General features: G+C 60.5%; 22 protein-coding genes. 10 read left to right on the top strand and 12 right to left on the bottom strand.

Translation table 11 applies throughout. The features are described from left to right. Nucleotides 1–446: 446 nt before the first annotated feature. Nucleotides 447–902: a YcgN family cysteine cluster protein gene (locus BN1120_RS07875; RefSeq protein WP_042015511.1), complete on the bottom strand. Its 456-nt coding sequence runs from the start codon at nt 900–902 to the stop codon at nt 447–449. A gap of 341 nt (nt 903–1,243) precedes the next feature. Then, the gene (locus BN1120_RS21200) at nt 1,244–1,849 is read right to left on the bottom strand and encodes a hypothetical protein (RefSeq protein WP_111736065.1); all 606 of its coding nucleotides are present in this window, start codon (nt 1,847–1,849) and stop codon (nt 1,244–1,246) included. Between the two features lie 394 nt (nt 1,850–2,243). Here BN1120_RS21200 and BN1120_RS07870 point away from each other — a divergent pair, with 394 nt between their 5' ends. Next, nucleotides 2,244–3,065 carry a lysozyme inhibitor LprI family protein gene (locus BN1120_RS07870; RefSeq protein ID WP_145983754.1) on the top strand — a complete coding sequence of 274 codons (822 nt, stop codon included), beginning with the start codon at nt 2,244–2,246 and terminating at the stop codon, nt 3,063–3,065. Between the two features lie 105 nt (nt 3,066–3,170). Here the strand turns inward: BN1120_RS07870 and sucD are convergent, their stop codons facing one another. The 8 genes from sucD to sdhC all read right to left on the bottom strand — a co-directional run bounded on the left by sucD (nt 3,171) and on the right by sdhC (nt 12,751). Next, the gene (gene sucD / locus BN1120_RS07865) at nt 3,171–4,043 is read right to left on the bottom strand and encodes a succinate--CoA ligase subunit alpha (RefSeq protein ID WP_042015506.1); all 873 of its coding nucleotides are present in this window, start codon (nt 4,041–4,043) and stop codon (nt 3,171–3,173) included. Then, a complete protein-coding gene (gene sucC / locus BN1120_RS07860; protein ID WP_005300220.1) occupies nt 4,043–5,209 on the bottom strand; it encodes an ADP-forming succinate--CoA ligase subunit beta in 1,167 nt (388 codons plus the stop codon). The genes sucD and sucC overlap by 1 nt, the downstream gene beginning before the upstream one ends. Nucleotides 5,210–5,315: 106 nt before the next feature. Beyond that, nucleotides 5,316–6,509, bottom strand: a complete 1,194-nt coding sequence (gene odhB / locus BN1120_RS07855) for a 2-oxoglutarate dehydrogenase complex dihydrolipoyllysine-residue succinyltransferase (protein WP_042015505.1) — start codon at nt 6,507–6,509, stop codon at nt 5,316–5,318. An 87-nt stretch (nt 6,510–6,596) separates the two neighbouring features. After that, nucleotides 6,597–9,407 (bottom strand): 2-oxoglutarate dehydrogenase E1 component, encoded by a 2,811-nt coding sequence (gene sucA / locus BN1120_RS07850; RefSeq protein WP_042015502.1) that lies wholly within the window; start codon nt 9,405–9,407, stop codon nt 6,597–6,599. Between the two features lie 114 nt (nt 9,408–9,521). Beyond that, a complete protein-coding gene (locus BN1120_RS07845; protein WP_010674497.1) occupies nt 9,522–10,238 on the bottom strand; it encodes a succinate dehydrogenase iron-sulfur subunit in 717 nt (238 codons plus the stop codon). 17 nt (nt 10,239–10,255) lie between these two features. Beyond that, on the bottom strand, nt 10,256–12,022 hold the full coding sequence (sdhA, locus tag BN1120_RS07840) for a succinate dehydrogenase flavoprotein subunit (RefSeq protein WP_042015499.1): 1,767 nt from the start codon (nt 12,020–12,022) through the stop codon (nt 10,256–10,258). A gap of 1 nt (nt 12,023) precedes the next feature. Further along, complete coding sequence (gene sdhD / locus BN1120_RS07835; RefSeq protein WP_010674495.1) at nt 12,024–12,368, bottom strand: succinate dehydrogenase, hydrophobic membrane anchor protein; 345 nt, start codon at nt 12,366–12,368, stop codon at nt 12,024–12,026. Beyond that, a complete protein-coding gene (sdhC, locus tag BN1120_RS07830; RefSeq protein ID WP_029314418.1) occupies nt 12,362–12,751 on the bottom strand; it encodes a succinate dehydrogenase cytochrome b556 subunit in 390 nt (129 codons plus the stop codon). Before sdhC ends, sdhD begins: the two co-directional genes overlap by 7 nt. Nucleotides 12,752–13,174: 423 nt before the next feature. Here sdhC and BN1120_RS07825 point away from each other — a divergent pair, with 423 nt between their 5' ends. From BN1120_RS07825 to BN1120_RS07815, 3 genes are all read left to right on the top strand, one after another. After that, a complete protein-coding gene (locus BN1120_RS07825) occupies nt 13,175–14,461 on the top strand; it encodes a citrate synthase (RefSeq protein ID WP_039040080.1) in 1,287 nt (428 codons plus the stop codon). A gap of 93 nt (nt 14,462–14,554) precedes the next feature. Further along, nucleotides 14,555–14,869 (top strand): DUF4377 domain-containing protein, encoded by a 315-nt coding sequence (locus tag BN1120_RS07820; protein ID WP_041215298.1) that lies wholly within the window; start codon nt 14,555–14,557, stop codon nt 14,867–14,869. Nucleotides 14,870–14,966: 97 nt separating this feature from the next. Beyond that, complete coding sequence (locus BN1120_RS07815; RefSeq protein WP_042015494.1) at nt 14,967–15,491, top strand: GNAT family N-acetyltransferase; 525 nt, start codon at nt 14,967–14,969, stop codon at nt 15,489–15,491. A gap of 83 nt (nt 15,492–15,574) precedes the next feature. On the opposite strand, the gene fabB is transcribed toward BN1120_RS07815, so the two are convergent. Next, nucleotides 15,575–16,786, bottom strand: a complete 1,212-nt coding sequence (fabB, locus tag BN1120_RS07810; protein WP_029314417.1) for a beta-ketoacyl-ACP synthase I — start codon at nt 16,784–16,786, stop codon at nt 15,575–15,577. Nucleotides 16,787–16,876: 90 nt separating this feature from the next. On the opposite strand from fabB, the gene mnmC reads away from it, so the two are divergent. Further along, nucleotides 16,877–18,892: a bifunctional tRNA (5-methylaminomethyl-2-thiouridine)(34)-methyltransferase MnmC2/FAD-dependent 5-carboxymethylaminomethyl-2-thiouridine(34) oxidoreductase MnmC1 gene (gene mnmC, locus BN1120_RS07805; protein ID WP_197713259.1), complete on the top strand. Its 2,016-nt coding sequence runs from the start codon at nt 16,877–16,879 to the stop codon at nt 18,890–18,892. A gap of 117 nt (nt 18,893–19,009) precedes the next feature. Here mnmC and BN1120_RS07800 read toward each other — a convergent pair whose 3' ends face one another. After that, on the bottom strand, nt 19,010–19,615 hold the full coding sequence (locus tag BN1120_RS07800; protein WP_010674487.1) for a DUF922 domain-containing protein: 606 nt from the start codon (nt 19,613–19,615) through the stop codon (nt 19,010–19,012). Nucleotides 19,616–19,938: 323 nt separating this feature from the next. On the opposite strand from BN1120_RS07800, the gene dcuC reads away from it, so the two are divergent. From dcuC to BN1120_RS07775, 5 genes are all read left to right on the top strand, one after another. Then, on the top strand, nt 19,939–21,291 hold the full coding sequence (gene dcuC / locus BN1120_RS07795; RefSeq protein WP_010674486.1) for an anaerobic C4-dicarboxylate transporter DcuC: 1,353 nt from the start codon (nt 19,939–19,941) through the stop codon (nt 21,289–21,291). Nucleotides 21,292–21,381: 90 nt separating this feature from the next. Then, nucleotides 21,382–23,031, top strand: a complete 1,650-nt coding sequence (locus BN1120_RS07790; protein WP_042015489.1) for a bifunctional metallophosphatase/5'-nucleotidase — start codon at nt 21,382–21,384, stop codon at nt 23,029–23,031. Nucleotides 23,032–23,310: 279 nt separating this feature from the next. Beyond that, a complete protein-coding gene (locus BN1120_RS07785) occupies nt 23,311–24,954 on the top strand; it encodes a hypothetical protein (protein ID WP_042015487.1) in 1,644 nt (547 codons plus the stop codon). A gap of 131 nt (nt 24,955–25,085) precedes the next feature. Next, nucleotides 25,086–25,589: a M48 family metallopeptidase gene (locus tag BN1120_RS07780; RefSeq protein ID WP_010674483.1), complete on the top strand. Its 504-nt coding sequence runs from the start codon at nt 25,086–25,088 to the stop codon at nt 25,587–25,589. Nucleotides 25,590–25,609: 20 nt separating this feature from the next. Then, on the top strand, nt 25,610–26,422 hold the full coding sequence (locus BN1120_RS07775) for a DUF2927 domain-containing protein (protein ID WP_042015485.1): 813 nt from the start codon (nt 25,610–25,612) through the stop codon (nt 26,420–26,422). The last annotated feature ends 40 nt before the right edge of the window (nt 26,423–26,462 follow it).

Genomic DNA, 26,462 nt, shown 5'->3' with positions numbered 1-26,462 from the left:
GAAAACCAGGGGCGATTCACTCAGGTACTCAGGTACTCAGGTACTCAGGTACTCAGGTACTCAGGTACTCAGGTACTCAGGTACTCAGAAAAGCAGAGCAGAACCATGCTCGACCACCACGAGTTTTGCATAGCAACCTCGATCTATTCCCTCTCCCCTTGGGAGAGGGTCAGGGTGAGGGGAAACCACTCTACATCGCTAGCAAGCGCCAGAAAGCAACAAGGGCTGCAGAGTGTGCTCTGCAGCCCTTGTGTCATGGATGCGGTTTAACGGGTGCTGGCTGCGTCAGGGGCGACCTCTCACGACTTCACGATGCTTTCATCTCACCATGAAGTTTCAAACTGCCTTTATCGCAAAAAACTGATCACTTATATGCCAAAAACAACAGGGGCAGCGAAGTCTCACTCCCCTGCCCCTGTAGTAAGCAATAAACGGCGGATTAAGGCTTAGCTCGCCCAGGTGATGATATGGTCGGCCCAGTCACCAGCCTGCGCCTCGTGCACTACCTTGCCGCGCACCGACTGACCAGCCTGGTGCATGGCGCTGCGGCTGCCGGTGATAAGGGGATGCCACTCTGGCAAACTCTGCCCCTCCGCCAGCAGGCGATAGGCGCAGGTGGAGGGCAGCCAGTTGAACTCGGCAATCTTGTCGTGAGTGATCTGCAGGCAGTCCGGCTCTTTTTTGAAGCGGTTGCCGTAGTCGGAGCACTGGCAAGTCTTGGTATTGAGCAGATTGCAGGCCACGTTGGTGAACACCAGCTCCTCGGTGTCCTCGTCGATCAGCTTGTTCAGGCAGCACTTGCCGCAGCCGTCGCACAGGGACTCCCACTCCGTCATGGTCATCTGTTGCAGGTTTTTTACCTGCCAAAAGGGGGCGGTCTGCACGGGTTCACTCTGCTGCATAAAAGTTAGCTCACTCAATACACTGACAAGCGCGTGGTTATACGCCCTATGGCCCGATTTTTCAAGGTTTGCGACAGAGCCAAAGAGACGCTACATGATCCTGTTCTTGATGATATCTAACCAATTAACCGGCCCATTAAAACTGCTATTCACATCAACATGGTCACCACAACCGAGGTTGCAGGCTTTGCTTCCTCCGCAGTAGCGAGGGCGCCCCCTTCCTCCCCATGCATTGTCCTCCAGAAACGACAAAAGATGCCAAGGCGACCAAAAACTAGAAGGGCCAAAAACGATGAGGCTCTGAAGATATCAGGCCATACCAACACTGGCACGGTAGCGATTCAACCGGTAGATGCAGAAGTGTCGTATGGCTGATGCATTGCGATAAATTCACGCCATTCAGGTTCAAGCTCCAAGGCAGACTGCCTCTCTTGGCTTAAGGACAACCAAAATGGTAACCACAAATACGTCCACCAGTATTCCATGTCTCCCTGTAGTGAGCCCAACCCTTCGGGGTCAATCCATGGGAATGAGTCTGCAGGAAGAGGTGGATCTAATCTCGTCTGCTGGAGAGTTTCAAGCACATCAAGGTCATTACAGGCAAACGAGACTGTCGTTCCAGCAAAAGAAGGGAGCAAGAAAAGCATGACTTTCTTGCTCACTGGATCCCCTGAACGACTTAATACCTGTGTGTTCAAATCAGGGCTCACTACATAGCCTGTTTGGGCAAGAGCTTGGAAAAATATCGCCAGACTATCCTCTGAAACAAGGAAACGAATAAGATAAGCCTCGATTGAAGGCTCTGGTGGTAGTGGCGTTGGGTACCCGCTGTACGCACTTTCTGGCACTTTGGGGCATCCAGTCCCCCTGAAAATATCTTTCATGTCAGGAGGTGACGCTTCCTTTTTTCTTCCAAACAAGTGATTCAGCATGTACATAATTTCCATAAGGGAGAACCACTATCTATTCGGAGTCATATTGTCTGGCAGAGGCAATGAAAATGTCACTAATCAATCCTATGACGATTCCCTCTGGGCCAACATCTCTCCCTAGAGTGTTTTATAAAATGTCACCTTCCACAATTTATAACAAGATCGTATGTCAATACATGCCTCGTGAGAGGCTTATCAAAACAGGTAAAAAATAGGTCGAGGTCAAAAGGTAGCCGATCCAGATTGCGTGCCCCACACTCCTCCAAGGTGATCCTCTCCCGAGTTTCCCCCGGTAATATTGACAGGTGACGGGCCTCAAATGAGTTGATATCCTAGGCGCTTTGCTCTTTGTCATGGATATTTAGCCTCCGAGAGGCCGTTGCATGGCATCATTGACTTGGTAAAAGATATGAACTTTAAAGTAATAGCAGTAATAATCGGAGTCAGTGCATCAAGCCCCGCTTTTGCTGGGTTGTTCGATGTAAAAGAAGAGTCAGCACCATTTAAATGCGGAAGAGAGGATGCTGTGTCTGCTCTTGTGCAGACACTTCGCGATGATGCATCTCCAATGCTGAAGTCTAGGTATGCAAAGACCACCAGTACCGAGCAACTTAGCCAATTTCAGGCAACCCTTGATGCTATTAATGTTCAAGCATCAGAGGTCACAACGGTTGACAAGACAGATGCCTCACTGAACTGTATCGCGACTATCACAATGACAATACCTATGGAGCTTAAAGACGTTGCGGATAAGGTTCCCGCTGTTTACAACGAATTCCTGAACCATAGTGATGCGACAAGCAGAAATAACTCCTTAATATGGAAAGACAGAACTTACAGTCTACGTCTGGCAGATAATGGCACAGACATCTCCGTCAGAGGGACGAACTTCTATTCTCCAATGTTGACTCTGGTAAACGCTGCCTCTATCGCAACCAGAAAAGATGAGATCCTCAAGGAGAACGATCCTTCAATGGTACCGGCGGCCAAGGAACTCTATATGGCCGAGGATAAAGAGCTGAATCGTATCTGGGGAGCAATTCCCAAGTCATTCCGCTCATCAATGATGGATTCACAAAGGCAGTGGGTCATTGCCAAAGCCAATACTTGCGGTTCTCTAAGTAGAGCCAACTCCCCAGATGAAGCAGTCAAAGACAGGGTTGAAATCTTCAAGTGCCAAACAGACTTTACCAAAGAGCGAATTCAATTCTTGACTGCAGGTCAGAAATAATAGGCTGGTATATAACAGTCATCGAGAAAACTCTTATCTCAGAATACTAGCAATAAAAATGCCGCCCCAAGGGCGGCATTTTGCTATCTGAGCTAACAGGCTAACTTACCAGCCGGTCACTTCACGCAGGGCCTTGCCGATATCGGCCAAGGAGCGCACGGTTTTCACGCCGGCATCTTCCAGTGCGGCAAATTTCTCGGCCGCGGTGCCTTTACCACCGGCGATGATGGCGCCCGCATGACCCATGCGCTTGCCAGCCGGGGCGGTGACGCCCGCGATGTAGGAGACCACCGGCTTGGTGACGTGAGCCTTGATGTAGGCCGCCGCGTCTTCCTCGGCGTTGCCGCCGATCTCGCCGATCATCACGATGGCTTCGGTCTGCGGGTCATTCTGGAACATCTCCAGAATGTCGATGAAGTTGGAACCCGGGATGGGGTCGCCACCGATACCGACGCAGGTGGACTGGCCGAAGCCCTCGTCCGTGGTCTGCTTGACCGCTTCATAGGTCAGGGTGCCGGAGCGGGAGACGATGCCCACCTTGCCCGGCTTGTGGATGTGGCCAGGCATGATGCCAATCTTGCACTCACCCGGGGTGATGACGCCCGGGCAGTTCGGGCCAATCATGCGCACGCCGGTTTCCTGCAGCTTCACCTTGACCTGCAGCATGTCCAGGGTCGGGATGCCTTCGGTGATGGTGACGATGAGCTTGATGCCGGCATCGATGGCTTCCAGGATGGCGTCCTTACAGAACGGCGCCGGCACATAGATGACGGAGGCGGTGGCGCCGGTTGCTTCCACGGCGTCACGGACGGTGTTGAACACCGGCAGACCCAGGTGAGTGGTGCCGCCCTTGCCCGGGGACACACCGCCGACCATCTGGGTACCGTAGGCAATGGCCTGTTCGGAGTGGAAGGTACCCTGACCGCCGGTAAAGCCCTGGCAGATCACCTTGGTGTCTTTGTTGATCAGAACGCTCATTATTTGGCCTCCGCTGCTTTTACCACTTGCTGAGCTGCGTCAGTCAGACTCGTTGCGGCGATGATATTGAGGCCGCTGTCGGCCAGTTTACGGGCACCCAGTTCGGCGTTGTTGCCTTCCAGACGCACCACCACGGGCACTTTCACCCCCACTTCCTTCACGGCACCGATGATGCCTTCCGCGATCATGTCGCAGCGCACGATGCCACCGAAGATGTTGACCAGCACGGCTTGTACCTTGCTGTCGGAGAGGATGATCTTAAAGGCCTCGGTCACGCGCTCCTTGGTGGCGCCGCCGCCGACGTCCAGGAAGTTGGCCGGTGAGCCGCCGTGCAGGTTGACGATGTCCATGGTACCCATGGCCAGACCGGCGCCGTTGACCATGCAGCCGATGTTGCCATCAAGCGCCACATAGTTCAGCTCCCACTGGGCGGCGTGCGCTTCGCGGGGGTCATCCTGGGACGGATCGTGCATCTCGCGCAGTTTGGGCTGACGGTACAGGGCGTTGGCGTCGATGTTGATCTTGCCGTCCAGGCAGTGCAGGTTGCCCTTGTCGGTGATGACCAGGGGGTTGATCTCCAGCAGGGCGAAGTCGCAGTCCAGGAACATCTGGCCCAAGCCCATGAAGATCTTGGTGAACTGCTTGATCTGATCGCCGACCAGACCCAGCTTGAAGGCCAGCTCGCGGGCCTGATAAGGCTGCGGGCCTACCAGGGGATCGATGGCCGCCTTGTGAATGAGTTCCGGGGTTTCGTGGGCGACTTTCTCAATCTCCACGCCACCTTCGGTGGAAGCCATGAAGACCACGCGGCGAGAGCCACGGTCGACCACGGCGCCCAGGTACAGTTCCTTGGCGATGTCGGTGCAGGACTCCACCAGGATCTTGGTAACCGGCTGACCATTGGCGTCAGTCTGATAGGTCACCAGGTTCTTGCCGAGCCAGTTCTGGGCAAAGGCGCGGATCTCGTCCTTGCTCTTGGCCAGCTTGACGCCGCCCGCTTTACCGCGGCCACCGGCGTGGACCTGGCATTTGACGACCCAGGTGTTGCCGCCAATCTTGTCGGCCGCTTCGGCCGCTTCCTGCGGGGTAGCACAGGCATAACCTTCGGAGACCGGCAGGCCATACTCGGCAAACAGCTGTTTTGCCTGATATTCATGCAGATTCATAGATGCTCTATCCGTGTTGTAGGTATTTCCGTCCGGGGCTCGTGTTTCTCAATCCCCTGTGAATGGGGGCCTGGGCGGCCCCTCGTTATCTTTCAGTCACGCTTGCTCAGACATCCAGCAGCAGACGGGTCGGGTCTTCCAGCAGCTCCTTGATGGAGACCAGGAAGCCCACGGACTCGCGGCCGTCGATGATGCGGTGATCGTAGGAGAGCGCCAGGTACATCATCGGCAGGATCTCGACCTTGCCGTCGACGGCCATGGGGCGGTCCTGGATCTTGTGCATACCCAGGATGGCGCTCTGGGGCGGGTTGATGATGGGGGTGGACATAAGGGAGCCGAACACGCCACCGTTGGTGATGGTGAAGTTGCCGCCAGTCAGTTCATCCACGGTCAGCTTGCCGTCACGGCCCTTACCGGCCAGATCCTTGATGGCCTTCTCGATGTCCGCCAGGCTCATGTTGTCGCAGTCGCGCAGCACCGGGGTCACCAGACCACGGGGGGTGGAGACGGCGATGCTGACGTCGAAGTAGTTGTGGTAGACGATGTCGTCACCGTCCAGCGCCGCGTTCACTTCCGGGTAGCGCTTGAGGGATTCGACCACGGCCTTCACATAGAAGGACATGAAGCCGAGCTTGATGCCGTGCTTCTTCTCGAAGATCTCGCCGTACTGCTGGCGCAGCTTCATGATGGGCGCCATGTTGATCTCGTTGAAAGTGGTCAGCATGGCGGTGGTGTTCTTGGCCTCCAGCAGACGCTCGGCGATGCGCTTGCGCAGACGGGTCATGGGCACACGCTTCTCGGTGCGACCGGCCAGCGGCGCGACCGGTGCGGCAGCCACGGGAGCGGCAGCAGTCGGTGCAGCCACCGGAGCCTTGCCCAGATTCTTGATGAAGGCTTCCACGTCTTCCTTGGTGACACGACCACCCTTGCCGGTGCCGGTCAGCTTGGCGACGTCGATGTCGTGCTCGGCCACCATGCGGCGCACGGACGGGCTCAGGCCATCGGCAGCATCATCGGCCACGGCTTCCACCGGCTTTTCGCTGGTCGCTTCACCGGCAACGGGGGCCGGCTTGAGCATGGCGATCAGCTGGCGGGAGAGCACGGTGGCCCCTTCACTCTGCAGGATGTCGCCCAGTACGCCGGCTTCCGGCGCCGGCACTTCCAGCACGACTTTATCGGTTTCGATGTCAACCAGCACTTCGTCACGGGCAACCAGATCACCCGGTTTCTTGTGCCAGGTCGCGATGGTGGCATCCGCCACTGATTCCGGCAGGTCCGGTACCTTGATCTCGATAGTCATGTAATCAGTTCCTTGTTACTTCTTGGCCAGCAGGCTTGTTCCAGGTCAGAGAGGGTCCCGACACGGGCCCTCTCATCCACAACTCGTTCATTCCAGGGTAAGGGCGTCTTCCACCAGGGCTTTTTGCTGCTTGGCGTGGACGGACATGTAACCGACGGCCGGTGAGGCCGAGGCCGGGCGACCGGCATAACGCAGACGGGCATGGCTTGGCAGCACGCTGTCGTAGTGATGACGGGTGCTGTACCAGGCGCCCTGGTTCTGCGGCTCTTCCTGACACCAGACGAAGTCGGTGACGTGGGCATAGTCGGCCAGGATGGCGCGCACTTCCTCTTCCGGGAAGGGGTAGAGCTGCTCGATCCGTACCAGGGCCACATCCTGCTGCTCGGCCTTGCGACGGGCATCGAGCAGGTCGTAGTAGACCTTGCCGGAGCAGAAGACCACGCGCTTGACGCCTTTGGGATCCAGCGCATCGATCTCGCCGATGGCGTTCAGGAAGGTGCCCTCTGCCAGCTCTTCGAGCTTGCTCACCGCCAGCGGGTGGCGCAGCAGGGATTTGGGCGTCATCACGATGAGCGGACGGCGCATCGGGCGCACTACCTGACGACGCAGCATGTGGAACACCTGCGCCGGGGTGGAGGGCACGCACACCTGCATGTTGTGCTGGGCGCACATCTGCAGGTAACGCTCCAGACGGGCGGAGGAGTGCTCCGGACCCTGACCCTCGTAACCGTGCGGCAGCAGCATGGTCAGGCCGCACATCCGGCCCCACTTCTGCTCGCCGGAGGAGAGGAACTGATCCACCACCACCTGGGCGCAGTTGGCGAAGTCACCGAACTGGGCTTCCCAAATGGTGAGGCCGGCCGGCTCCGCGCTGGCGTAGCCATACTCGAACGCCAGGACCGCGTTCTCGGTCAGCACGGAGTCGTACACCTCGAACGGGCCTTGGCTCTCATGCAGGTTGCACAGCGGGGTGTAGGTGCTGGCATCGGTCTGGCTGTGCAGCACGGCGTGGCGATGGAAGAAGGTGCCACGCCCGGAGTCTTCCCCGGTGAAGCGAATGCGGGAGCCCTTGTCCACCAGGGTGGCGTAGGCCAGAGTCTCGGCAAAGCCCCAGTCCACCAGCTTCTCACCGGCGGCCATCAGGCGACGGTCTTCGTAGATCTTCTCGACCTGACGTTGCAGCACATGGGTGGCCGGGTACTGGCTGATGCGCTCGCCCAGGGCCTTCAGATGATCCATGGGCACAGTGCTGTCATAGGCCATGGCCCAGTCGTGACCCAGATACGGGGTCCAGTCCACGGAGTGTAGCTCCATGGGGCGCCATTCCTTGCTCACCCGCTCGCCCCGATCCAGGGTATCGCGATAGTCGTTGACCAGGGTGGTGGCCAGCTCAGGCGCGATGGCTCCTTCGGCGATCAGCTGATCGGCGTAGATCTTGCGCGGGGTCGGGTGCTGCTTGATCTTCTGGTACATCAGGGGCTGGGTCGCACTCGGCTCGTCAGCCTCGTTGTGGCCGTGACGACGGTAGCAGACCAGCTCGATCACCACATCGCGCTTGAAGGTGTTGCGGTAATCCAGGGCGATCTGGGTCACCAGCACCACGGCTTCCGGGTCATCCCCGTTGACGTGCAGCACAGGGGCCTGCACCGCCTTGGCGATGTCGGTGCAATATTCGGTGGAGCGCAGGTCACGGATATAGGAGGTGGTGAAGCCTACCTGGTTGTTGATGACGATGCGCACCGTGCCGCCCACGCCATAGGCTCGGGTCTGGGACATGTTGAAGGTCTCGGCAACGACCCCCTGCCCCGCGATGGCGGAGTCACCGTGGATGGTGATGGGCAGGACGCTGGAGCCGTCCTTGTCACCGCGGCGGTCCATACGGGCACGCACGGAGCCGATGACCACGGGGTTGACGATCTCGAGGTGCGACGGGTTGAACGCCAGCGCCAGGTGGACGTTGCCGCCCGGGGTGGCGAAGTCGGAGGAGAAGCCCATGTGGTACTTCACGTCCCCTGTGCCCCAGGATTCGCCGTGCTTGCCGGCGAACTCGTCGAACAGGTCCTGGGCGCGCTTGCCCAGTACGTTGATGAGCACGTTGAGGCGACCGCGGTGGGCCATGCCGATGACGGCTTCCTTGCAACCCTGCTCACCGGCGCGGCGAATAAGCTCTTTGAGCATGGGCACCATGGCATCGCCCCCTTCCAGGGAGAAACGCTTGGCCCCCGGGAACTTGGCACCCAGGTATTTTTCCAGCCCTTCGGCGGCGGTCAGGCTCTCGAGGAAGCGGGTCTTCTCTTCAAGGGTATAGTTGCCCTTCCCTTCGATGGATTCCAGCCTGTCTTGCAGCCAGCGCTTCTCCTCGGTGGAGGTGAGGTGCATGTAGTCGGCGCCGATGCTGCCGCAATAGGTTTTCTTCAGCGAGGCATACAGATCGGAGAGCACCATGGTCTCGCGACCGATGGCGTAGGAGCCCACATTGAAGGTGGCCTCCATGTCTGCACCTTGCAGGTTGTGGAAGGCCGGGTCCAGCTCGGCGACCGGCTCGCGCTGCCACAGACCCAGGGGGTCCAGGTTGGCGTTCTGGTGACCGCGGAAGCGGAAGGCGTTGATCAGTTGCAGTACGCGAACCTGTTTGGCATCCACCTGGGGATCGGAGACGGGAGCGCTGTAACGGGAGGAGTCCTTGGCCAGGCGGCGGAAATAGTCGCGAACCTGGGAGTGGGGTTGTTCTACTGCATGTCCGTTGACCTGGGGCAGTGACTGGAACAGGCTGCGCCATTCGTCGGCAACGGAGTCGGGGTTTTCCAGGAAGGATTCGTACAAATCCTCAATGTAGCTTGCATTCGCACCAGCCAGGTGAGATGACTCCAACCAGGCCTTCATCACGCCGTTATGCATTTCTATCCCTTGTACATCTTGTTCGCTGCACTGCAGCTTGTAGGGTCATAGCCATCCCGGGGCGGGATGGCTATCCAGAGGTCGGGCCCGGCGCAAGGCGCCCTGGCCCTGGTACTACACGGCCCGATTGAGCAACATCGACTTGATCTGACCGATGGCCTTGGTCGGGTTCAAGCCCTTGGGACAGACGTTCACGCAGTTCATGATGCCGTGGCAGCGGAACACGCTGAAGGCGTCATCCAAGTTGCCCAGTCGCTCACTGGCCGCAGTGTCGCGGCTGTCCGCCAGCCAGCGATAGGCGGCGAGCAGGCCGGCCGGACCGATGAACTTGTCCGGGTTCCACCAGAAGGAGGGGCAAGAGGTGGAGCAGCAGGCACAGAGTATGCACTCGTACAGACCATCCAGCTTGGCGCGCTCTTCGGGGGATTGCAGGTGCTCACGCACGGGCGGCAGTTTTTCGTCGTTGATGAGGAAGGGTTTGACCTTCTCCCACTGGGTGTAGAACTGGGTCATGTCGATCACCAGATCCCGGATCACCGGCAGACCGGGCAAGGGTCGAATGACGACCTTGCTGCCCTTCTTCAAGAGATCGGAGAGCGGCGTGATGCAGGCCAGACCGTTCTTGCCATTCATGTTGAGACCGTCAGATCCACAGACCCCTTCGCGGCAGGAGCGGCGGAAGGCGAGCGTGGGATCCAGCTCCTTGAGCTGGATCAGTGCGTCGAGCACCATCATGTCGGAACCTTCAGGAATATCAAGACGATAATCCTTCATATACGGGACGTTATCAACGTCCGGATTGTATCTGTAGACAGAGAATGTGACGTTCATTGTGCTTGGCTCCGCAATCAGTAAGTCCGGACCTTGGGCGGGAACGCCTCACGGGTCTTGGGTGACATGTTGACAGCGCGACGGGTCATGGACTCGGTGTCCGGATGATAGAGGCTGTGGCACAGCCAGCTCTCATCGTCACGCTCCGGGAAGTCGAAGCGGCTGTGGGCGCCACGACTCTCGGTACGGAAGTTCGCCGCCACCGCGGTGGCATAGGCGGTCTCCATCAGGTTGTCCAGCTCCAGGCACTCGATGCGCTGGGTATTGAACTCCTTGGAGGTGTCGTCCAGACGGGCGTTCTTGAGACGCTCGCGGATGAGTTTCAGCTCGGCCAGCCCTTCTGCCATGGCATCCCCTTCCCGGAACACGGAGAAGTTGTTCTGCATGCAGCGCTGCAGGTCCTTGCGGATCTGGGCCGGGTCTTCCCCGTCACGGTTGTTTTCCCAGCGGTTGAAGCGCTCCAGCGCCTTGGCGATGTCGGCGTCGGTGGCTTCCGCGCCGTGCTCCATCGAGCCAAGGGTCTCCACCAGGTGCATGCCGGCAGCACGACCGAACACCACCAGATCCAGCAGCGAGTTGCCGCCCAGACGGTTGGCACCGTGCACGGAGACGCAGGCGATCTCGCCCACCGCGAACAGACCGACAACCGGCACGTCGTTGCCATCCTTGTCCTGGGTCAGGCACTGGCCGTTCACGCTGGTCGGCACGCCGCCCATCATGTAGTGGCAGGTCGGGATGATGGGGATGGGCTCTTTGACCGGATCCACGTGTGCGAAGGTGCGAGAGAGCTCGCAGATGCCCGGCAGGCGGGATTCCAGCACCTCTTTGCCGAGGTGATCCAGCTTGAGCTTGATGTGCGGGCCCCAGGGACCGTCACAGCCACGGCCTTCGCGGATCTCGATCATGATGGAGCGGGCCACCACGTCGCGACCGGCCAGGTCCTTGGCGTTTGGCGCATAACGCTCCATGAAGCGCTCGCCGTCCTTGTTCAGCAGGTAGCCGCCTTCACCACGGCAACCCTCGGTCACCAGTACCCCTGCCCCGGCGATGCCGGTGGGGTGGAACTGCCAGAACTCCATGTCCTGCACGCCGACCCCGGCGCGCAGCGCCATGCCGACGCCGTCACCGGTGTTGATGTGGGCGTTGGTAGTGGACTGGTAGATGCGACCGGCGCCGCCGGTGGCGAGCACGGTGGCCTTGGCCTTGAAGTAGACGACTTCACCGCTCTCCATGTCGATGGCGGTACAGCCAACGATATGACCATCCTGGTTCTTCACCAGATCCAGGGCATACCACTCGGAGAAGACGGTGGTCTTGTTCTTGACGTTTTGTTGATACAGGGTGTGCAGCAGGGCGTGACCGGTACGGTCGGCTGCCGCCGCGGTGCGGGCAGCCTGCTCGCCGCCGAAGTTCTTGGACTGACCGCCGAACGGACGCTGGTAGACGGTACCGTTGTCAAAGCGGGAGAAAGGCAAGCCCATGTTCTCCAGCTCATAGATGGCCTCGGGGCCGGTCTTGCACATGTATTCGATGGCTTCCTGATCACCGATGTAATCGGAGCCCTTGACGGTGTCATACATGTGCCACTGCCAGTTGTCGTCGTGGGCATTGCCCAGGGCGACCGTGATCCCGCCCTGGGCGGAGACCGTGTGAGAACGGGTCGGGAAAACCTTGGATAACAGGGCGCAGCTCTTGCCGGACTGGGCAATCTGCAGCGCGGCGCGCATACCGGCGCCACCGGCACCGATCACGACCGCATCAAATTCACGAGTTGGAATAGTCACCTTACACACCCCACAACACGACGAAACCAGTCATCACATAGACAAACAGCACCACCACCAGCACAAACTGCAGCGCACCGCGCAGTCCGACCGGCTTGATATAGTCGGTCAGCACCTGCCACAGACCGATCCAGGCGTGGATCAAGACGCATACGAGCGTTAGCAGGGTGAAGACCTTGGTGAAGGTGTTGGAGAAGAAGCCGGTCCACACCTCGTAGGTGATGTCGTTGAACGCGACAAAGCCAACCAGATAGAGGACGTAGCACGTCATGATGAGGGCGGTGGCGCGGATCAGGATGTAATCATGAACACCGCTGCGCCCGAAAGTTGCAGAATTGGTTACCATACCAGTACCCCCGCCAATACCGCCAAAACCGCGGTGATCACGAAGGCCACACGGGCACTCTGATTACCGGATTCCAGCTCTTCCCAATAGCCCATGTCCATGACCAGGTGCCGCAGACCGCCCACGATGTGGTAAGCCAGCGCGGTCAGGATCCCCCACAGCACGAACTTGACCAGGAAGTTGTCCATGATGGCAACGACCGATTCAAATCCTTCGGGAGAGGCGAGTGAAGTACCAAGCATCCACAGCAAGATGGCCAATGCCACAAAGGTGATGACCCCTGAGACACGATGCAAGATGGAAGCGATGGCGGTGACAGGAAAGCTGATCGTCTGTAGGTCGAGGTTTACAGGTCTCTGTTTGTTTTTCACGGCTTTGCCCACTCAGCTCCATTGAGCACGTTAGTTATTGTTTTCACACGCTTTGAGGGCGAGGAGTGGCATTTGTTAGGTTTTTGTTACCAAAACAACTCAGGAAAGCCAAAAATAACATTTTCGATATCACATCTGGCTTTGCGAAAGCGTTTCAAACACCGACGACCATCACCCACGTGGCGCAGTATATCGGCGGCCTTAACCAATGACAATCAAATAGCTACACAGAAAATCCAAAACCGTAAACCAGATCTCACAACAGCTTTAACAAGTCATTAATGATCATCCAGCAAAATTGACAAAGACATGGTTCTCTGGTTCAAATAAGGCGCTCCAGCCGCCGTGGTACGGGTAAGAACCTTTGCCAGCGTCATAACAGTCGTAATAAAGTAGGGCTGGAACCAAATTATAAAAGAGCAAAGGAGACGTGCTATGGCTGATAAGATAGCCACCCTACATCTGCCCGGAAAAGAGCCGGTTGAATTGCCGATCCTCTCCGGTACCGTTGGACCCGATGTGATCGATGTCAGAAAGCTGGGCACGCAAGGATATTTCACCTTCGACCCCGGCTTCATGGCCACCGGTTCTTGCAAATCTTCCATCACCTACATCGATGGCGACCAGGGTGTCTTGCTGCACCGCGGTTACCCCATCGCCCAGTTGGCCACCCAGGCCAGCTACCTCGAAGTCTGCTACATCCTGCTGTACGGCGAGGCCCCCACCAAGACCCAATATGCGGAATTTGAACGTCTGGTCACCCGCCACACCATGGTGCACGAGCAGATCGCCTTCTTCTTCCGCGGCTTCCGCCGCGACGCCCACCCCATGGCCGTCATGTGCGGCGTGGTCAGCGCGCTGTCCGCCTTCTATCACGACGCCCTCGACATCAACAACGAGGAGCATCGCGAGATCTGTGCCTTCCGTCTGCTCTCCAAGATGCCGACCCTGGCCGCCATGTGTTACAAGTACTCCATCGGCCAGCCCTTCATGCAGCCGCGCAACGCCCTCTCCTATGCAGGCAACTTCCTGCACATGATGTTTGGCGTGCCGACCGAAGAGTACAAGGTCAACCCCATCGTCGAGCGCGCCATGGACCGCATCTTCACCCTGCATGCGGATCATGAGCAAAACGCCTCCACCTCCACCGTGCGTCTGGCCGGTTCTTCCGGTGCCAACCCGTTTGCCTGTATCGCCGCGGGGATCGCCTCCCTGTGGGGCCCGGCCCACGGTGGTGCCAACGAAGCCTGCCTCAAGATGCTCGAAGAGATTGGCTCCGTGGATCGCATCCCCGAGTACATTGCCAAGGCCAAGGACAAGAACGATCCGTTCCGTCTGATGGGCTTCGGTCACCGGGTTTACAAGAACCACGATCCCCGTGCCACCGTGATGCGTGAAACCTGCCACGAGGTACTGACCGAGCTGCAGATCAAGGATCCGCTGCTGGACGTGGCCATGGAGCTGGAACGCATCGCGCTGTCCGACCCCTACTTCATCGAGAAGAAGCTCTACCCGAACGTGGACTTCTACTCCGGCATCATCATGAAGGCCATCGGTATCCCCATGTCCATGTTCACCGTGATCTTCGCCATCTCCCGTACCATCGGCTGGATTGCCCACTGGAACGAGATGCACTCAGACCCGGATCAGAAGATCGGCCGTCCCCGTCAGCTCTACACCGGTCAGCCTCTGCGCGAGTTCGTGCCCCTCGACCAGCGCTGAGCCCGATCTGTCATGGTTTGTTACAAAGGCGGTCATTGACCGCCTTTTCTTTTGCAGGTTTAATCGCGCCCTTTTACGCCAAGGACACTCATCATGAAATCTCCCCTGCTCCTCAGCTCCGCCCTCCTGCTCAGCGCCTGCCAGAGCGCCCCGACCACCGAAACCCTCTATATCCAGGACAAGCTGGCAGACTGCGTCGGTGTCGCCCCCATGAAGTGCATGCAGGTGCGCAGTCAGCCGGGCGAGAGCTGGAGTCTCTTCTATCAGCAGATCGAAGGCTTCACCTTTGAACCGGGCTTTCGCTATCAACTCGAAGTGAGCAAGGAGCAACTTGCCGATGTGCCGGCCGATGCCCCTTCCTTGCGCTACCAGCTGATCAAGGTCGTGAGCAAGGAGCCGGTTCGCTGACGAGTCACTGACAGGTGACCCGGTTTCGTTTGTGTGCTCTCTGGGGTATGCTGTCACCCCTTTTTGCCACGGTTTGAGTACGGACCCGACCCGCATCATGATCACCATCCGCACCATCCGCACGCCAGACTGGCCCGCCATCATGGCCATCCAGCACGAGTGTTATCACCAGTTCGAACCCGAGCCCCTCGAGGTGATGCAGAACAAGACCGAGCTGGCCCCCGCCTCCTGCTGGGTGGCCGAGCGTCAGGGCAAAGTGCTGGGTTACCTGCTCTGCCACCCCTGGCGTGCCCACCAGCCCCCGCCCCTCTCGGTGCCGATGAAGGCGCTGGCCGGCCACGACGAGTTCTATCTGCACGATCTCGCTGTCTCGAGCAAGGCACGCGGCCTGGGTGTCGGGCAGCGACTGCTGGCAAGGGCACTTGCTTTCGCGAGCCATGCTGGATATCGCCATGCAGGCCTGGTGGCGGTTCAGGATGCCCCCGCCTTCTGGCGCAAGCAGGGGTTTGTGCCCGCCGACACCGGCAAATCGCTGGTGGAGTATGGTGACGGGGCGGTCTATATGCGGTTGCCCCTGGCAGACAGCGGTCCAGAACCGGGAACCATCAGCAGAGTTCAATAAAAAGAATTCAATAAAAAGAGTTCAATAAAAAAGGCGCCTTTCGGCGCCTTTTTCTATTTCGCGTTGTGCTCCCCACGGGGAGATCAAGCCTTGAACTTGCTGAACACCAGAGAGGCGTTGGTACCGCCAAAGCCGAAGCTGTTGGACATGACGGTATTGAGATCCGCCGCTTCGTATTCACGCACGATGGGCAGGCCCACGGCTTTCTCGTCCAGGTTCTCGATGTTGATGCTGGGGGCGATGAAGCCGTGTTCCATCATCAGCAGGGAGTAGACGGCCTCGTGCACGCCGGCGGCGCCCAGGGCATGGCCGGTCATCGCCTTGGTGGCGGAGAGCTTGGGTGCATTGCTGCCAAACAGGGTCTGAATGGCTTCCAGCTCCTTGGTGTCACCAACCGGAGTAGAGGTACCGTGAGTGTTGATGTAGTCCACCTTGCCGACACCCTGCATCGCCATCTTCATGCAACGCACGGCGCCTTCACCACTCGGGGCCACCATGTCGTAGCCGTCGGAGGTCGCACCGTAACCGGTGATTTCGGCGTAGATGTGGGCACCACGGGCCAGGGCGTGTTCCAGCTCCTCGACCACCAGGATGCCGCCACCACCGGAGATGACGAAGCCGTCGCGGTCCGCATCATAGGTGCGGGACGCTTTTTCCGGGTTGTCGTTGTACTTGGTGGAGAGCGCGCCCATGGCGTCGAACTGGATGGTGGAAGACCAGTCCAGCTCCTCGCCGCCACCGGCAAAGATGATGTCCTGCTTGCCAAGCTGGATCAGTTCCAAGGCGTGACCGATGCAGTGGGCAGAGGTCGCACAGGCGGAGCTGATGGTGTAGTTGACACCTTTTATCTTGAACGGGGTGGCAAGACAGGCGGAGGTGGTGGAGGACATAGTACGCGGCACCATGTAGGGACCCACCCGCTTGACGCCCTTTTCACGGGCGATATCGGCAGATTCGGAGGTGTTCTTGCCGGAGGCGCCGCCGGAACCGGTCACGATGCCGGTACGCTCGTTGGAGACCATCTCTTCCGGCAGGCCGGCATCTTCGATGGCCTGCTGCATGGAGAGGTAGGCGTAGGCCGCGGCGTCACCCATGAAACGCATGACTTTACGGTCGATCAGTTCAGACGGATCGAGTTTGATGTTACCCCAGACACGGCTGCGCAGGTTGTACTGCTCGAACTGCTCGGAATAGGTGATGCCGGATTTACCTGCTTTCAGGGAGGCCAGCACCTCTTCCTTGTTGTTGCCGATACTGGAGATGACGCCGATACCGGTGATCACTGCTCTTCTCATTAATTCATCTCGTCTGGAAAAACTGGCACCGAGTCTACCCGCTTTCGGCTGCCAAACTGGTCTGCTTTCACGTAGAATGCCCGCGATTTTGTGACGCGAGCCGAGGAAAACGTGAGTCAAACATCCTTACATCATGCCCGATTGGACTGGAACGAAGCGGGAACTCCAGTCTCCAGTGAGTTCGGGGATGTGTACTTTTCCAATGATAACGGTCTAAGTGAAACCCGCTACGTCTTTTTGCAGCAAAATCGACTGCCAGAGCGATTTTCGCATCACGATAGTGACAGTTTCGTGATTGGTGAAACAGGTTTCGGTACAGGACTTAACTTTCTGGCCACAATGGCCGTCTTTCTGGAACAGGCCCCCCTGTCCGGCAACGGATCCCGGCTGCACTTCATCAGCGTCGAGAAATACCCCCTTACCCAGGCCGATCTGCGCAAGGCCCTGGCCGCCTGGCCCGAGCTCGCCCCCTTGAGCCAGCCTCTCATCGACCAGTGGCCGTTGCCGGTCTCCGGCTGCCATCGCCTGCTCTTTGCCGATGGCCGCATCCGCCTCGATCTCTGGTTTGGCGACATCAAGGAGATGCTGCCTCAGGTGCCCCATCCGGCAACCGGTCTGGTGGACGCCTGGTATCTGGACGGTTTCTCCCCTGCCAAGAACCCAGAGATGTGGACCCAGGATCTCTTCGACGATCTCGCTCGCCTCGCCCGCCCCGATGCCACCCTCTCGACCTTTACCTGCGCCGGTTTCGTGCGACGGGGGCTGATTGCCGCCGGCTTTGCCATGAAGAAGGTGAAGGGCCACGGCAACAAGCGGGAGATGCTGGCGGGTGTTCGGGAAGGCAAAGTGCCGCAGCAGAGCATCGCCCCCTGGTATGCCCGCCCCGCAGGGCGGGAGGGAGAGGTGCTCATCATCGGTGGCGGCATCGCTTCCGCCATGACGGCGCTCTCTCTGGTGGAGCGGGGTCGGCACGTCACCTTGCTGTGCGAAGATGGCGAACCGGCCAGCGGCGCCTCCGGCAATCGACAAGGAGCCCTCTACCCCCTGCTCAACGGCGAGCACGATGCCCTGTCGCGCTTCTATTCGCTGTCCTTCGGCTTTGCCAGAAACCGGCTGCTGGCCCTGGCAAAGCACCACCCCGTCGCCTTCTCCCTGTGTGGCGTAACCCAACTCGGCTACGACGACAAATCCGCCGCCAAGCTTGCCAAGATGAGCCAGGGCCCCTTCCCCCCCGAGCTGATGCACCCACTCTCGGCAGCGGAGGTTGAGCAGGTGGTCGGCCTGCCCTGCGATGCGGATGGTGTGAGCTATCCCCTGGGGGGCTGGCTCTGTCCGGCGGATCTCACCCGCGCCGCCATCAGGGAGGCGCAGGCCAGCGGGCGGCTGGAAGTGGTGTTCAATGCCGCTGTAACGCGTATTGCCGAAGAGGCCGATGGCTGGCACCTGGAGAGCCGGGATGGCCGCCAGTGGCGTGCCCCCAATCTGGTGGTGGCGGCCGGGCATCAGTTGCCAACCCTTCTCCCCTTTGCCGAGCTTCCTCTCTATCCGGTGCGCGGCCAGGTGAGCCATGTGCCGACCACGGCTGGCTTGAGCCAGCTCAAGAGCGTGCTCTGCTACGATGGCTACCTCACCCCGGCCCACAACGGCGCGCACTGCATCGGGGCCAGCTATGGCCGCAACCAGACCGACCTTGCATACCGCACCGACGAGCAGGAGCAGAACAAGGCGCGGCTGCAAGCCTGTGTGCCCCAGCAGCGCTGGCCTGCCGAGGTGGATGTGAGCGGTGCTCAGGCCCGCATCGGGGTGCGCTGCGCCAGCCGGGATCACCTGCCGGTAGCCGGGCCCGTCGCCCGGTTGGCGGCGCTGGCGGATCATGACGTCCACGCCCCCGCGGATCAGCAGAGCGCACTACCCCTGCACGCCGGCCTCTACGTGCTGGGGGCGCTCGGCTCCCGGGGTCTGTGCTCGGCGCCCCTGTGCGGCGAACTGGTCGCCAGCGAGATCTGCGGCGATCCCCTGCCGCTGGCCGCCGATCTGCTGGAGGCGCTCCATCCCGCCCGCTACTGGGTGCGAAGGCTGCGCAGGGGCAAGCCACTGCGCGACTAACTCCCCAGGAGCCGGGGCTGCCCGCCTCCACACCATTGGGCGCACCAATAAAAAACGGGCTCAATCAGCCCGTTTTTTATGTTTCCCATGAGCGTCCATGGGCCTGTACACGTGTTATCAGCCAGCCCTGGGCCAGACGACCCCCAGCTTGCGCCCCTGATCGGTCTGGCTGGCCAGGGTGTCGAACCGCGCCCGGGTGGCCTCCAGCACCGCCTGCCCTGCCTGCCAGCCCTGATGCTCCAGGGTTGGGCAATCCCGGGTCACCGGCAACTGGGCGAGGCGCGTGCCAAGCTGGCTCACGCTCTCCAGCAGGATGTCCTTGTGACGGCTCTCGTAGTCAAACATGGCGGCCACCAGCTTGTCCCACTTCTGGCGCTCCTTCGCGGGCGCACGGGCCTTGTCCATCCAGTTGGGCACCCTGACCTGGATGCGGGCACGGACGCTGGCCTGCTCCAGCTCGCAGCGCGCCGCCGTCGCCTTCGTCTGCAACTGCCAGGAGAGCTGATAGCTGGCCTTGCCGATGTGCCCGTCCGCCTGGGTGGGCGACAAGGCGGTGATCTGGCGCATCACGGCCCCCACATCGGCCCCGGAGACCCGATAGAACTGGAAGTCGACCTTGATATCGGGGGCGACCTTCACACCGGCATAGTGGGAAGGTACAGCACCGATTGAGGCGGCATAAATGAGGGCCACCGTCACCCCTGTCTTGCTGAAGAGTCCCATCTGTCCGCGGCTTTGCTCCTTGTGAGTCCCGGCTTAATTTCAATTAATAATCAATGAATTAATAACCCGATTGGGAGATTACCCCTGATCCAGCCCCCTGTCATCCGCTCTTGGCACCCGGTTGCTGCAAACGTGCGAGTCATCACCCCGGCTCAGGCGGGGATTTGCAGTCGAGATCACAAGCTGCCATCGAATGGATGGTGAAATACTCCTTAGTAGGTAATATCCGCAGTGTTTTTGTTGGCCGATACCGGATAGTCCAGCGCAACCCTCTGGTGAGCCCTGGCAGGCCACCCCCTCACTTCAACTCTTGGGAAGGTTTTATGATAGAACTCCTGATCGGCACCCTGGTCACCCTGGCCGTGGGTCGCTACATCTTCAAGGGCTACTCCGCCACCGGGGTACTGCTCAGCGGCGGCCTGCTGCTGCTGGCGATCACCGCCCTGATGGGCAAGGCGGTGCTGCCGGCGAGCGTCCCCTCCACCGGCCACATGGCCACCGACATCTTCGAATACGTGCGCTTCCTGCTGGTCGACAGGGGGGGTGGCCTCGGCATGCTCATCATGGTGCTGTGCGGCTTTGCTGGCTACATGAGCCACATCGGCGCCAACACCATACTGGTGAAGCTCGCGAGCAAGCCCCTCGGTGTCATCAAGTCCCCCTACATCCTGCTGGTGGCCGCCTATCTGGTCGCCTGCGCCATGTCGCTGGCGGTGAGCTCCGCAACCGGCCTCGGGGTTCTGCTGATGGCCACCCTCTTCCCGCTGATGGTCAACATGGGGATCTCCCGTGGCGCGGCAGCGGCGGTGTGCGCCTCGCCGGCCGCCATCATCCTCTCCCCCACCTCGGGGGACGTGGTGATGGCCGCCCAGGCCGCGAACATGGAGCTCATCGAGTTTGCCTTCAAGCTGACCCTGCCCATTTCCCTGGTGGCCATCGCCGCCATGGCGGTTACCCACTTCTTCTGGCAGCGTTATCTGGATCAGAAGGCCGGGGAGCACAACGCCGCGGTCGCCCCGAGCGATCTCGTCACCGACGCCCCCGGCTTCTACGCCATCCTGCCCTTCACCCCCATCATCGGTGTGCTGCTGTTTGACGGCAAACTGGGGCCCAAGCTCGATATCGTCACCATCATCGTCATCTGCCTGGTGCTGGCCGCCCTGCTGGAGCTGGTGCGCAAGCGCAACGGCCGCGAGCTGCTGGACGGGCTGCAGGTGTGCTGGCGCAACATGGCCGACGCCTTCGCCGGCGTGGTGATGCTGCTGGTGGGTGCCGGGGTCTTTGCCCAGGGTCTGATGGGGCTTGGTTTCATCGCCAACCTCCTGGATCTGGCCCAGAGCTTCGGTACCGGCGGCATCGTCATCATGCTGGTGCTGGTGGTCATCACCACCCTGGCGGCCTTCACCACGGGTTCCGGCAACGCCCCATTCTACGCCTTCGTGGAGCTCATCCCCCATTTGGCCACCAGCCTCGGCGTCAACCCGGCCTATCTGGTGATCCCCATGCTGCAGGCATCCAACCTCGGCCGCACCATCTCGCCGGTCTCCGGGGTGGTGGTCGCCTGTGCGGGGATGGGCAATCTCTCTCCGTTCGAGGTGGTCAAACGTACCTCGCTGCCGGTGGCCGTCGGCCTGCTGGTAGTGATCCTCGCCACCCAGATCATGGTTCCCGCCTGACTCTTTACCGGCCCGGCTGCCGCCGGGCTGGTATCCCCCCCACCCCATGCAGTAGACTCGGTGCTCTTTTTTCCTAAGGAGGACCGAGCCTTGAGTATGACGGTTCAACTTGCCCACTTCAGCGACTGCCACTCCCATTTCGATGGCGCCCCCATGCGCTTCTCCCCCGATGGCGAGTCCGAATGGCGCACCCAGTGCGGCGGCTATGGCCGCATCCTGACCCGGCTCACCGCCCTGCGCCAACAGGCCGAGGCAGCCGGCCAGACCTGCCTGCTGCTGCATGGCGGCGATACCTTCCAGGGGTCACTTTACTTCAACCGCTTCAAAGGGCGGGCCAATGCGGACCTGCTGGCCCTCTTGCGACCGGATGCCATGGTGATCGGCAACCACGAATTCGATCTGGGCAACGGGCCGCTGGTGGAGTTTTTGCGCCAGCTCGATTTCCCGGTGCTCGCCGCCAACATCGACAACCGTCAGGAGCCCGCCGATGCCCCGCTGCGGCTGCAGGGACTGCCGCAGCTGTTTGACGCGAGCCGCCCCTGGCACAAGCGCGTCATCGACGACGTGCCCTTCGCCCTGCTCGGCATCACGCTGCCGCAGATGGCCGCCATCGCGAGCCCCGATCCCCACACCCGTTTCCACGGTATCGAAGAGACCTTGAGCCGTGCCCTCGGCGAGATCAAGGCCGCCGGCATCCAGCACATTATCCTGCTCAGCCACCTGGGTCTGGCGCAGGACAAGCGACTGGCGACCCGCTTCCCCGAGCTCAGCCTCATCGTCGGCGGGCACACCCACAGCCTGCTGGGGGATCTGGCGCCGCTCGGGCTCGACAGCGAAGGCAACTATCCCCTCATGGTGAACGGGGTGGCCATCCTGCACGCCGCCCACAGCGCCCTCTGTCTCGGGGTGTGCGAACTCACCTTCGACGAGCAGGGACGCGTGTGCCAAAGCCGCGGCCAGCTGGAGTGGTTACCCTGGGAGCCCTGGCCCTTTGCTTCCCCGCCTCCTGCGGGGCTGCACTTCTGCGAACCGGCCCCCGAGCTCGAGCAGCATCTGGCCAGACGCTATCGCCCCGAGCTCGAAACCATGACCCGGCGCGTGGTGACCCGGCTCGCCGATCCGCTCCATCACCAGCGCCTGCCCGATGCCAGCCTGCCCGCCGGCAGCCAGGTCGCCCCCCTGGTAGCGAGTGCCATGCTGGCCAGTGCCCGCGAACAGGTGGGTCAGGTGGACTTTGCCCTGCACAATGCCGGGGGCGTGCGCTGCTCCCTCGAGCCCGGCCCCCTGACCGAAGCAGACGTTGCCGGGCGCCTGCTGCCCTTTGCCATTCCCCTCACCCTCTACCGGGTGCACGGCCATGAACTGGCCGAGGCGCTGGAGGGGGCCATCGACAACGCCACCAACAACGGGGTGACGGGCAATGGCAGCGGCAGCTTCCCCTATACCGCCGGGGTGCGCTTCTGCTATCAGGCCGACAGACCCAAAGGGGAGAGGATCACTCGCCTGGAATGGGAAGTCAGCCCGGGTCAGTGGCAGCACGTCGAGCCGGATGCCATCTATCGCGGGGTCTCCAGTGCCTATACCGCCTCCGGCAAGGAGGGCTACACGGCCCTTGCCCGCACCCTGACCCAGCACAATCAGGAGCTCGGCATCACCCTGGCGGATGCCTTCCTGCGCTGGGCACGCCACCTGCCGGAACTCAGCCCCCTGCCGGCCCTGGTGGAGTATCACGGCCAGTGAATCTGGCACCGACCCATCCCGGGTCGGTGCCGCCTTTCCCCCGCATAGGGGAATCCTGATCCGCTCCCAGGCGCAGGCCCCCTACCATGCAACCTCAGGCTGTAACGCCCGACTGCGCCAGCCCTGTCTTGTGATGGGGCCTGCCAGTGCAGCCAGAGGCGTGAAAACGATACTTTTACGAATTATTTCAGGTGCCTACACTTCTTCCATTGCATCGTGCAGCCCGGCTCGGCAAGATAAGCCCGCTTTTTCAGTCTTTCCCGCAGGAACAGGTCACCCATGAATCATGCCATCCGCTTTACCCCGCACCGCCACAATCCCGGGATCAGGCCGTCGGTCATCTTGCTCACCGCCCTGATGGCTCTACTGTTCTGTCTGCGCAATCCGTTGTTCCACGGCATGGCCCCGGGATTTGATGCCTCCCTGTTTGCGGTAATGGGCAAGATGTGGAGCGAGGGGGGCGTACTCTATCGGGACATGATCGACATCAAGGGTCCCATGATCTTCGCCCTCGATGCACTGGGCTATGGCCTTGGTGGCTTCTTCGGGATCTGGCTGCTGGAGTGGGTGCTCTGCTGGCTGGGCCTCATGGCGAGCTGGCAGGCTTTTTCGCAGCTCGGGCTCTCGGTGCGGGCGCGACTTGGCAGCATGCTGGCCCTGCTGGCGCTCTACAGCACTCGCTACTACTACGGCAACATGACAGAGGACTGGACATTCCATCTGGCCCTCATCGCCCAGTGGGCTTTCATCACCTTGCTGCTGGACAAGCGATTCAGCTGGGGACCGGCCCTGGTCGCCGCACTCACCTTCGCCATCGTGGCCTGGATGCGCACCAACAACGGCGCCTTCTGGGGGGCCTGGTATCTGGTGCTCTTCTGTCACTGGTGCCTGCGCGAGCAGTGGCGCTGCGCCTTTGCCCTGCTCTTTTCCAGCCTGCTTGGACTGGCTCTCGTCGGCGGCCCGCTCTATGCCTACTTCCAGCACCACGACGTGCTGGCCGAGTTCAAATACTACGCCTTCGGCATCTTCTTTGAAGGGAGCTACGGCAACGGTTTCTCTCCTGAGGTAGGCGCCGTCGGTCTGCTGCGCACCGGCCTCATCATGCTGCTGCCCGCCTTCCTCGTCCTGATGCTCGGGCGCCGCCAGGAGTGGTATCTCCCCGCGCTGTGCGCCACCCTGCTGGGGGTGCTGTTCACCCTGATCGCCAACTCGGTCTCCGGCCATGTGTTCGATCACTATGACGTGCTCTATCTGCAGCTTGGCCTGCTGCCGCTCGCCTGCCTGCTGGACAGAAGCGAGCAGCGATCCGATGCCCTGGGGCTGCTCTGCATCTCCCTGGTGGTGCTGACCGCCAGCTGGTTGCTGGCCCAGCAGCTCGGCTATGGCTGGAGCACCAAGGAGTGGTCTCTGGAGCGGGTGCGCGAGGTGCTCGGCAACAGCCTGCTGTGGGCCTTGCCCGTGCTCATTCTGGTCCCGCTCTGGCGCGCCTGGGACGTGCGAAGCGCCACCCCCTGGCTCGCCTCGCTGGCCATGCTGGCGCTGCTGGTCAACAACGCCTGGGAAGGCAATCTCAAGGGCAGGCCGTTCAATCCACCCGCCCAGGTCAGGGTCGATCGTATCCTGGCCGAGACGGCGCCCACCGACAAGATCTGGGTCGATGGCATCCAGCCGCAATACTACCTCTGGACCGATCGCCAGCCGGCCTCCGCCTATCTGTTCTTTGCCAACGTCAACCCGCCCTACGATGTGCGCGAGCGGGTGCTGGCTGACATCCAGCGCCAACAACCCAAATTCATCATCGCCAAACCGGAGCGGGTGGCACAGGAGCTCAAGACTCCGACTTCCCCCTCCCACCTTGCCTTCTACCAGTATCTGGCAGGCCAGTATGAAGAGGTGGACCCGGGCCTGTACCGGCGCCGCTAATCAGGCACACAGAAGGGGCCATCCTGGTGATGGCCCCTTTTCGTTGTCGTCATAAAGAGGGGGGCCGACCATGTTCAAGGCGCCCCATCCTGACTACAATGGCGCTCTTTTTCGCGGCAGAGGGAAGAATCATGGCGGAGCTGACTTATCTGGGGGGCTATCCGGAGCCACTCAAGGCTCAGGTACAGCAGTTGATTGCGGCGGGCAAACTCGGCGAGATGCTGGCCAAACGCTACCCGCAAACCCACCTCGTCCAGAGCGACAAGGCGCTGCTCGCCTATACCATGGAGCTGAAGAACCGCTACCTGAAAAGCTCGGCGCCGCTTTCCAAGGTGATCTTTGACGGCAAGATCAACGTGATCAAGGATGCCCTGGGACTGCACACCTATGTCAGCCGGGTGCAAGGCAGCAAGCTCAAGGCCAAGAACGAGATCCGCATCGCCGCCCTGTTCAAGGAGGCCCATCCCGCCTTTCTCAAGATGATAGTGGTGCATGAGCTGGCCCACCTGAAGGAGAAGGATCACAACAAGGCTTTCTACCAGCTCTGCCAGCACATGGAACCGGACTATCATCAACTGGAGTTCGATCTCAGGCTCTGGCTCACCTGGCGTGATATCGAGCGTACCGCCCGCTGATCCCCTTGCAAGGAGGCAAGATGCGCCCATGGCACACACCTGTCCAGCCCGTTCGCCATGGGCACTGGTTGCTCCCGGGGCTGATACTCTGGCTCTTCTCCCTGCCGCTGTCGGCCACCGAACGCTGGCAGCGTGATGACTACCTTGTCCAGAGCTTCATGGAAATCGCCATGAAACGGGAGTATGGCCATGAACAACAGGAGCACTTCTCCCGCTGGCCGGGCCCCGTGCGTCTCAAGCTCGTCAACGAATTCGGCGACAAGCCGCTGCAGGCCGAGGTCGTCAAGGTACAGACCCGTCACCTGAGCAGGATCACCGGTCACCCCATCGAGATTGTCAGCGACAACCCCAATCTCACCCTCATCATGACCCGGCACAAACAGATGGCGAGCTGGGCTGCGCGCACCATGCGCCAGGACGAGTCGGTGCGCATCGCCCTCAAGGAGGGGATCTGCCTGGCCAATTTCGCCACCAACGCTCGCTACGAGATCACCCGTGCCACCATCATCATTCCGGTGGATTACAGCCGGGCAAAGGGCCGTTTTCTGGATTGCGTAGTGGAAGAGTTGAGCCAGGTGATGGGACTGCCCAACGACTCGGACAAGGTGTTCCCCTCCATCTTCAATGACAACAGCATCGACAGCTTTCTGACCGGGCTCGATTACGTGTTGCTCAAGCTTGCCTACCACCCGGCATTGCAACCGGGTATGACATCAGACGAGGTACGCGCGGCGCTCCCCACCGCCCTCAAGGCACTGCGTGCCAATGGCGACATCGCACAGGCCACCCAACGGGTGCAGGTCGACAGCCTCAAGCGTTGGGCGGGACTCTGAGCGCAGCCAGAGGCATTACTCTTTCGCCTTTCGCCTTTCG

Origin of the sequence: Aeromonas caviae, from assembly GCF_000819785.1 — a bacterium.
Classification (GTDB): Bacteria; Pseudomonadota; Gammaproteobacteria; order Enterobacterales; family Aeromonadaceae; genus Aeromonas; species Aeromonas caviae.
The sequence above is the reverse complement of the archived record's forward strand: the minus strand, read 5'-3'. Positions and strand labels throughout refer to the sequence as shown.

What these genes read in the sequence shown, in the direction of transcription:
- sucA (WP_042015502.1), bottom strand. Translation starts at nt 9,407, where the DNA reads ATGCATAACGGCGTGATGAAGGCCTGGTTGGAGTCATCTCACCTGGCT.
- BN1120_RS07875 (WP_042015511.1), bottom strand. Translation starts at nt 902, where the DNA reads ATGCAGCAGAGTGAACCCGTGCAGACCGCCCCCTTTTGGCAGGTAAAA.
- fabB (WP_029314417.1), bottom strand. Translation starts at nt 16,786, where the DNA reads ATGAGAAGAGCAGTGATCACCGGTATCGGCGTCATCTCCAGTATCGGC.
- BN1120_RS07780 (WP_010674483.1), top strand. Translation starts at nt 25,086, where the DNA reads ATGGCGGAGCTGACTTATCTGGGGGGCTATCCGGAGCCACTCAAGGCT.
- sdhD (WP_010674495.1), bottom strand. Translation starts at nt 12,368, where the DNA reads ATGGTAACCAATTCTGCAACTTTCGGGCGCAGCGGTGTTCATGATTAC.
- BN1120_RS07815 (WP_042015494.1), top strand. Translation starts at nt 14,967, where the DNA reads ATGATCACCATCCGCACCATCCGCACGCCAGACTGGCCCGCCATCATG.
- sucC (WP_005300220.1), bottom strand. Translation starts at nt 5,209, where the DNA reads ATGAATCTGCATGAATATCAGGCAAAACAGCTGTTTGCCGAGTATGGC.
- BN1120_RS07800 (WP_010674487.1), bottom strand. Translation starts at nt 19,615, where the DNA reads ATGGGACTCTTCAGCAAGACAGGGGTGACGGTGGCCCTCATTTATGCC.
- BN1120_RS07870 (WP_145983754.1), top strand. Translation starts at nt 2,244, where the DNA reads ATGAACTTTAAAGTAATAGCAGTAATAATCGGAGTCAGTGCATCAAGC.
- BN1120_RS07845 (WP_010674497.1), bottom strand. Translation starts at nt 10,238, where the DNA reads ATGAACGTCACATTCTCTGTCTACAGATACAATCCGGACGTTGATAAC.
- BN1120_RS07820 (WP_041215298.1), top strand. Translation starts at nt 14,555, where the DNA reads ATGAAATCTCCCCTGCTCCTCAGCTCCGCCCTCCTGCTCAGCGCCTGC.
- BN1120_RS07785 (WP_042015487.1), top strand. Translation starts at nt 23,311, where the DNA reads ATGAATCATGCCATCCGCTTTACCCCGCACCGCCACAATCCCGGGATC.
- BN1120_RS21200 (WP_111736065.1), bottom strand. Translation starts at nt 1,849, where the DNA reads ATGGAAATTATGTACATGCTGAATCACTTGTTTGGAAGAAAAAAGGAA.
- odhB (WP_042015505.1), bottom strand. Translation starts at nt 6,509, where the DNA reads ATGACTATCGAGATCAAGGTACCGGACCTGCCGGAATCAGTGGCGGAT.
- BN1120_RS07775 (WP_042015485.1), top strand. Translation starts at nt 25,610, where the DNA reads ATGCGCCCATGGCACACACCTGTCCAGCCCGTTCGCCATGGGCACTGG.
- dcuC (WP_010674486.1), top strand. Translation starts at nt 19,939, where the DNA reads ATGATAGAACTCCTGATCGGCACCCTGGTCACCCTGGCCGTGGGTCGC.
- BN1120_RS07825 (WP_039040080.1), top strand. Translation starts at nt 13,175, where the DNA reads ATGGCTGATAAGATAGCCACCCTACATCTGCCCGGAAAAGAGCCGGTT.
- sucD (WP_042015506.1), bottom strand. Translation starts at nt 4,043, where the DNA reads ATGAGCGTTCTGATCAACAAAGACACCAAGGTGATCTGCCAGGGCTTT.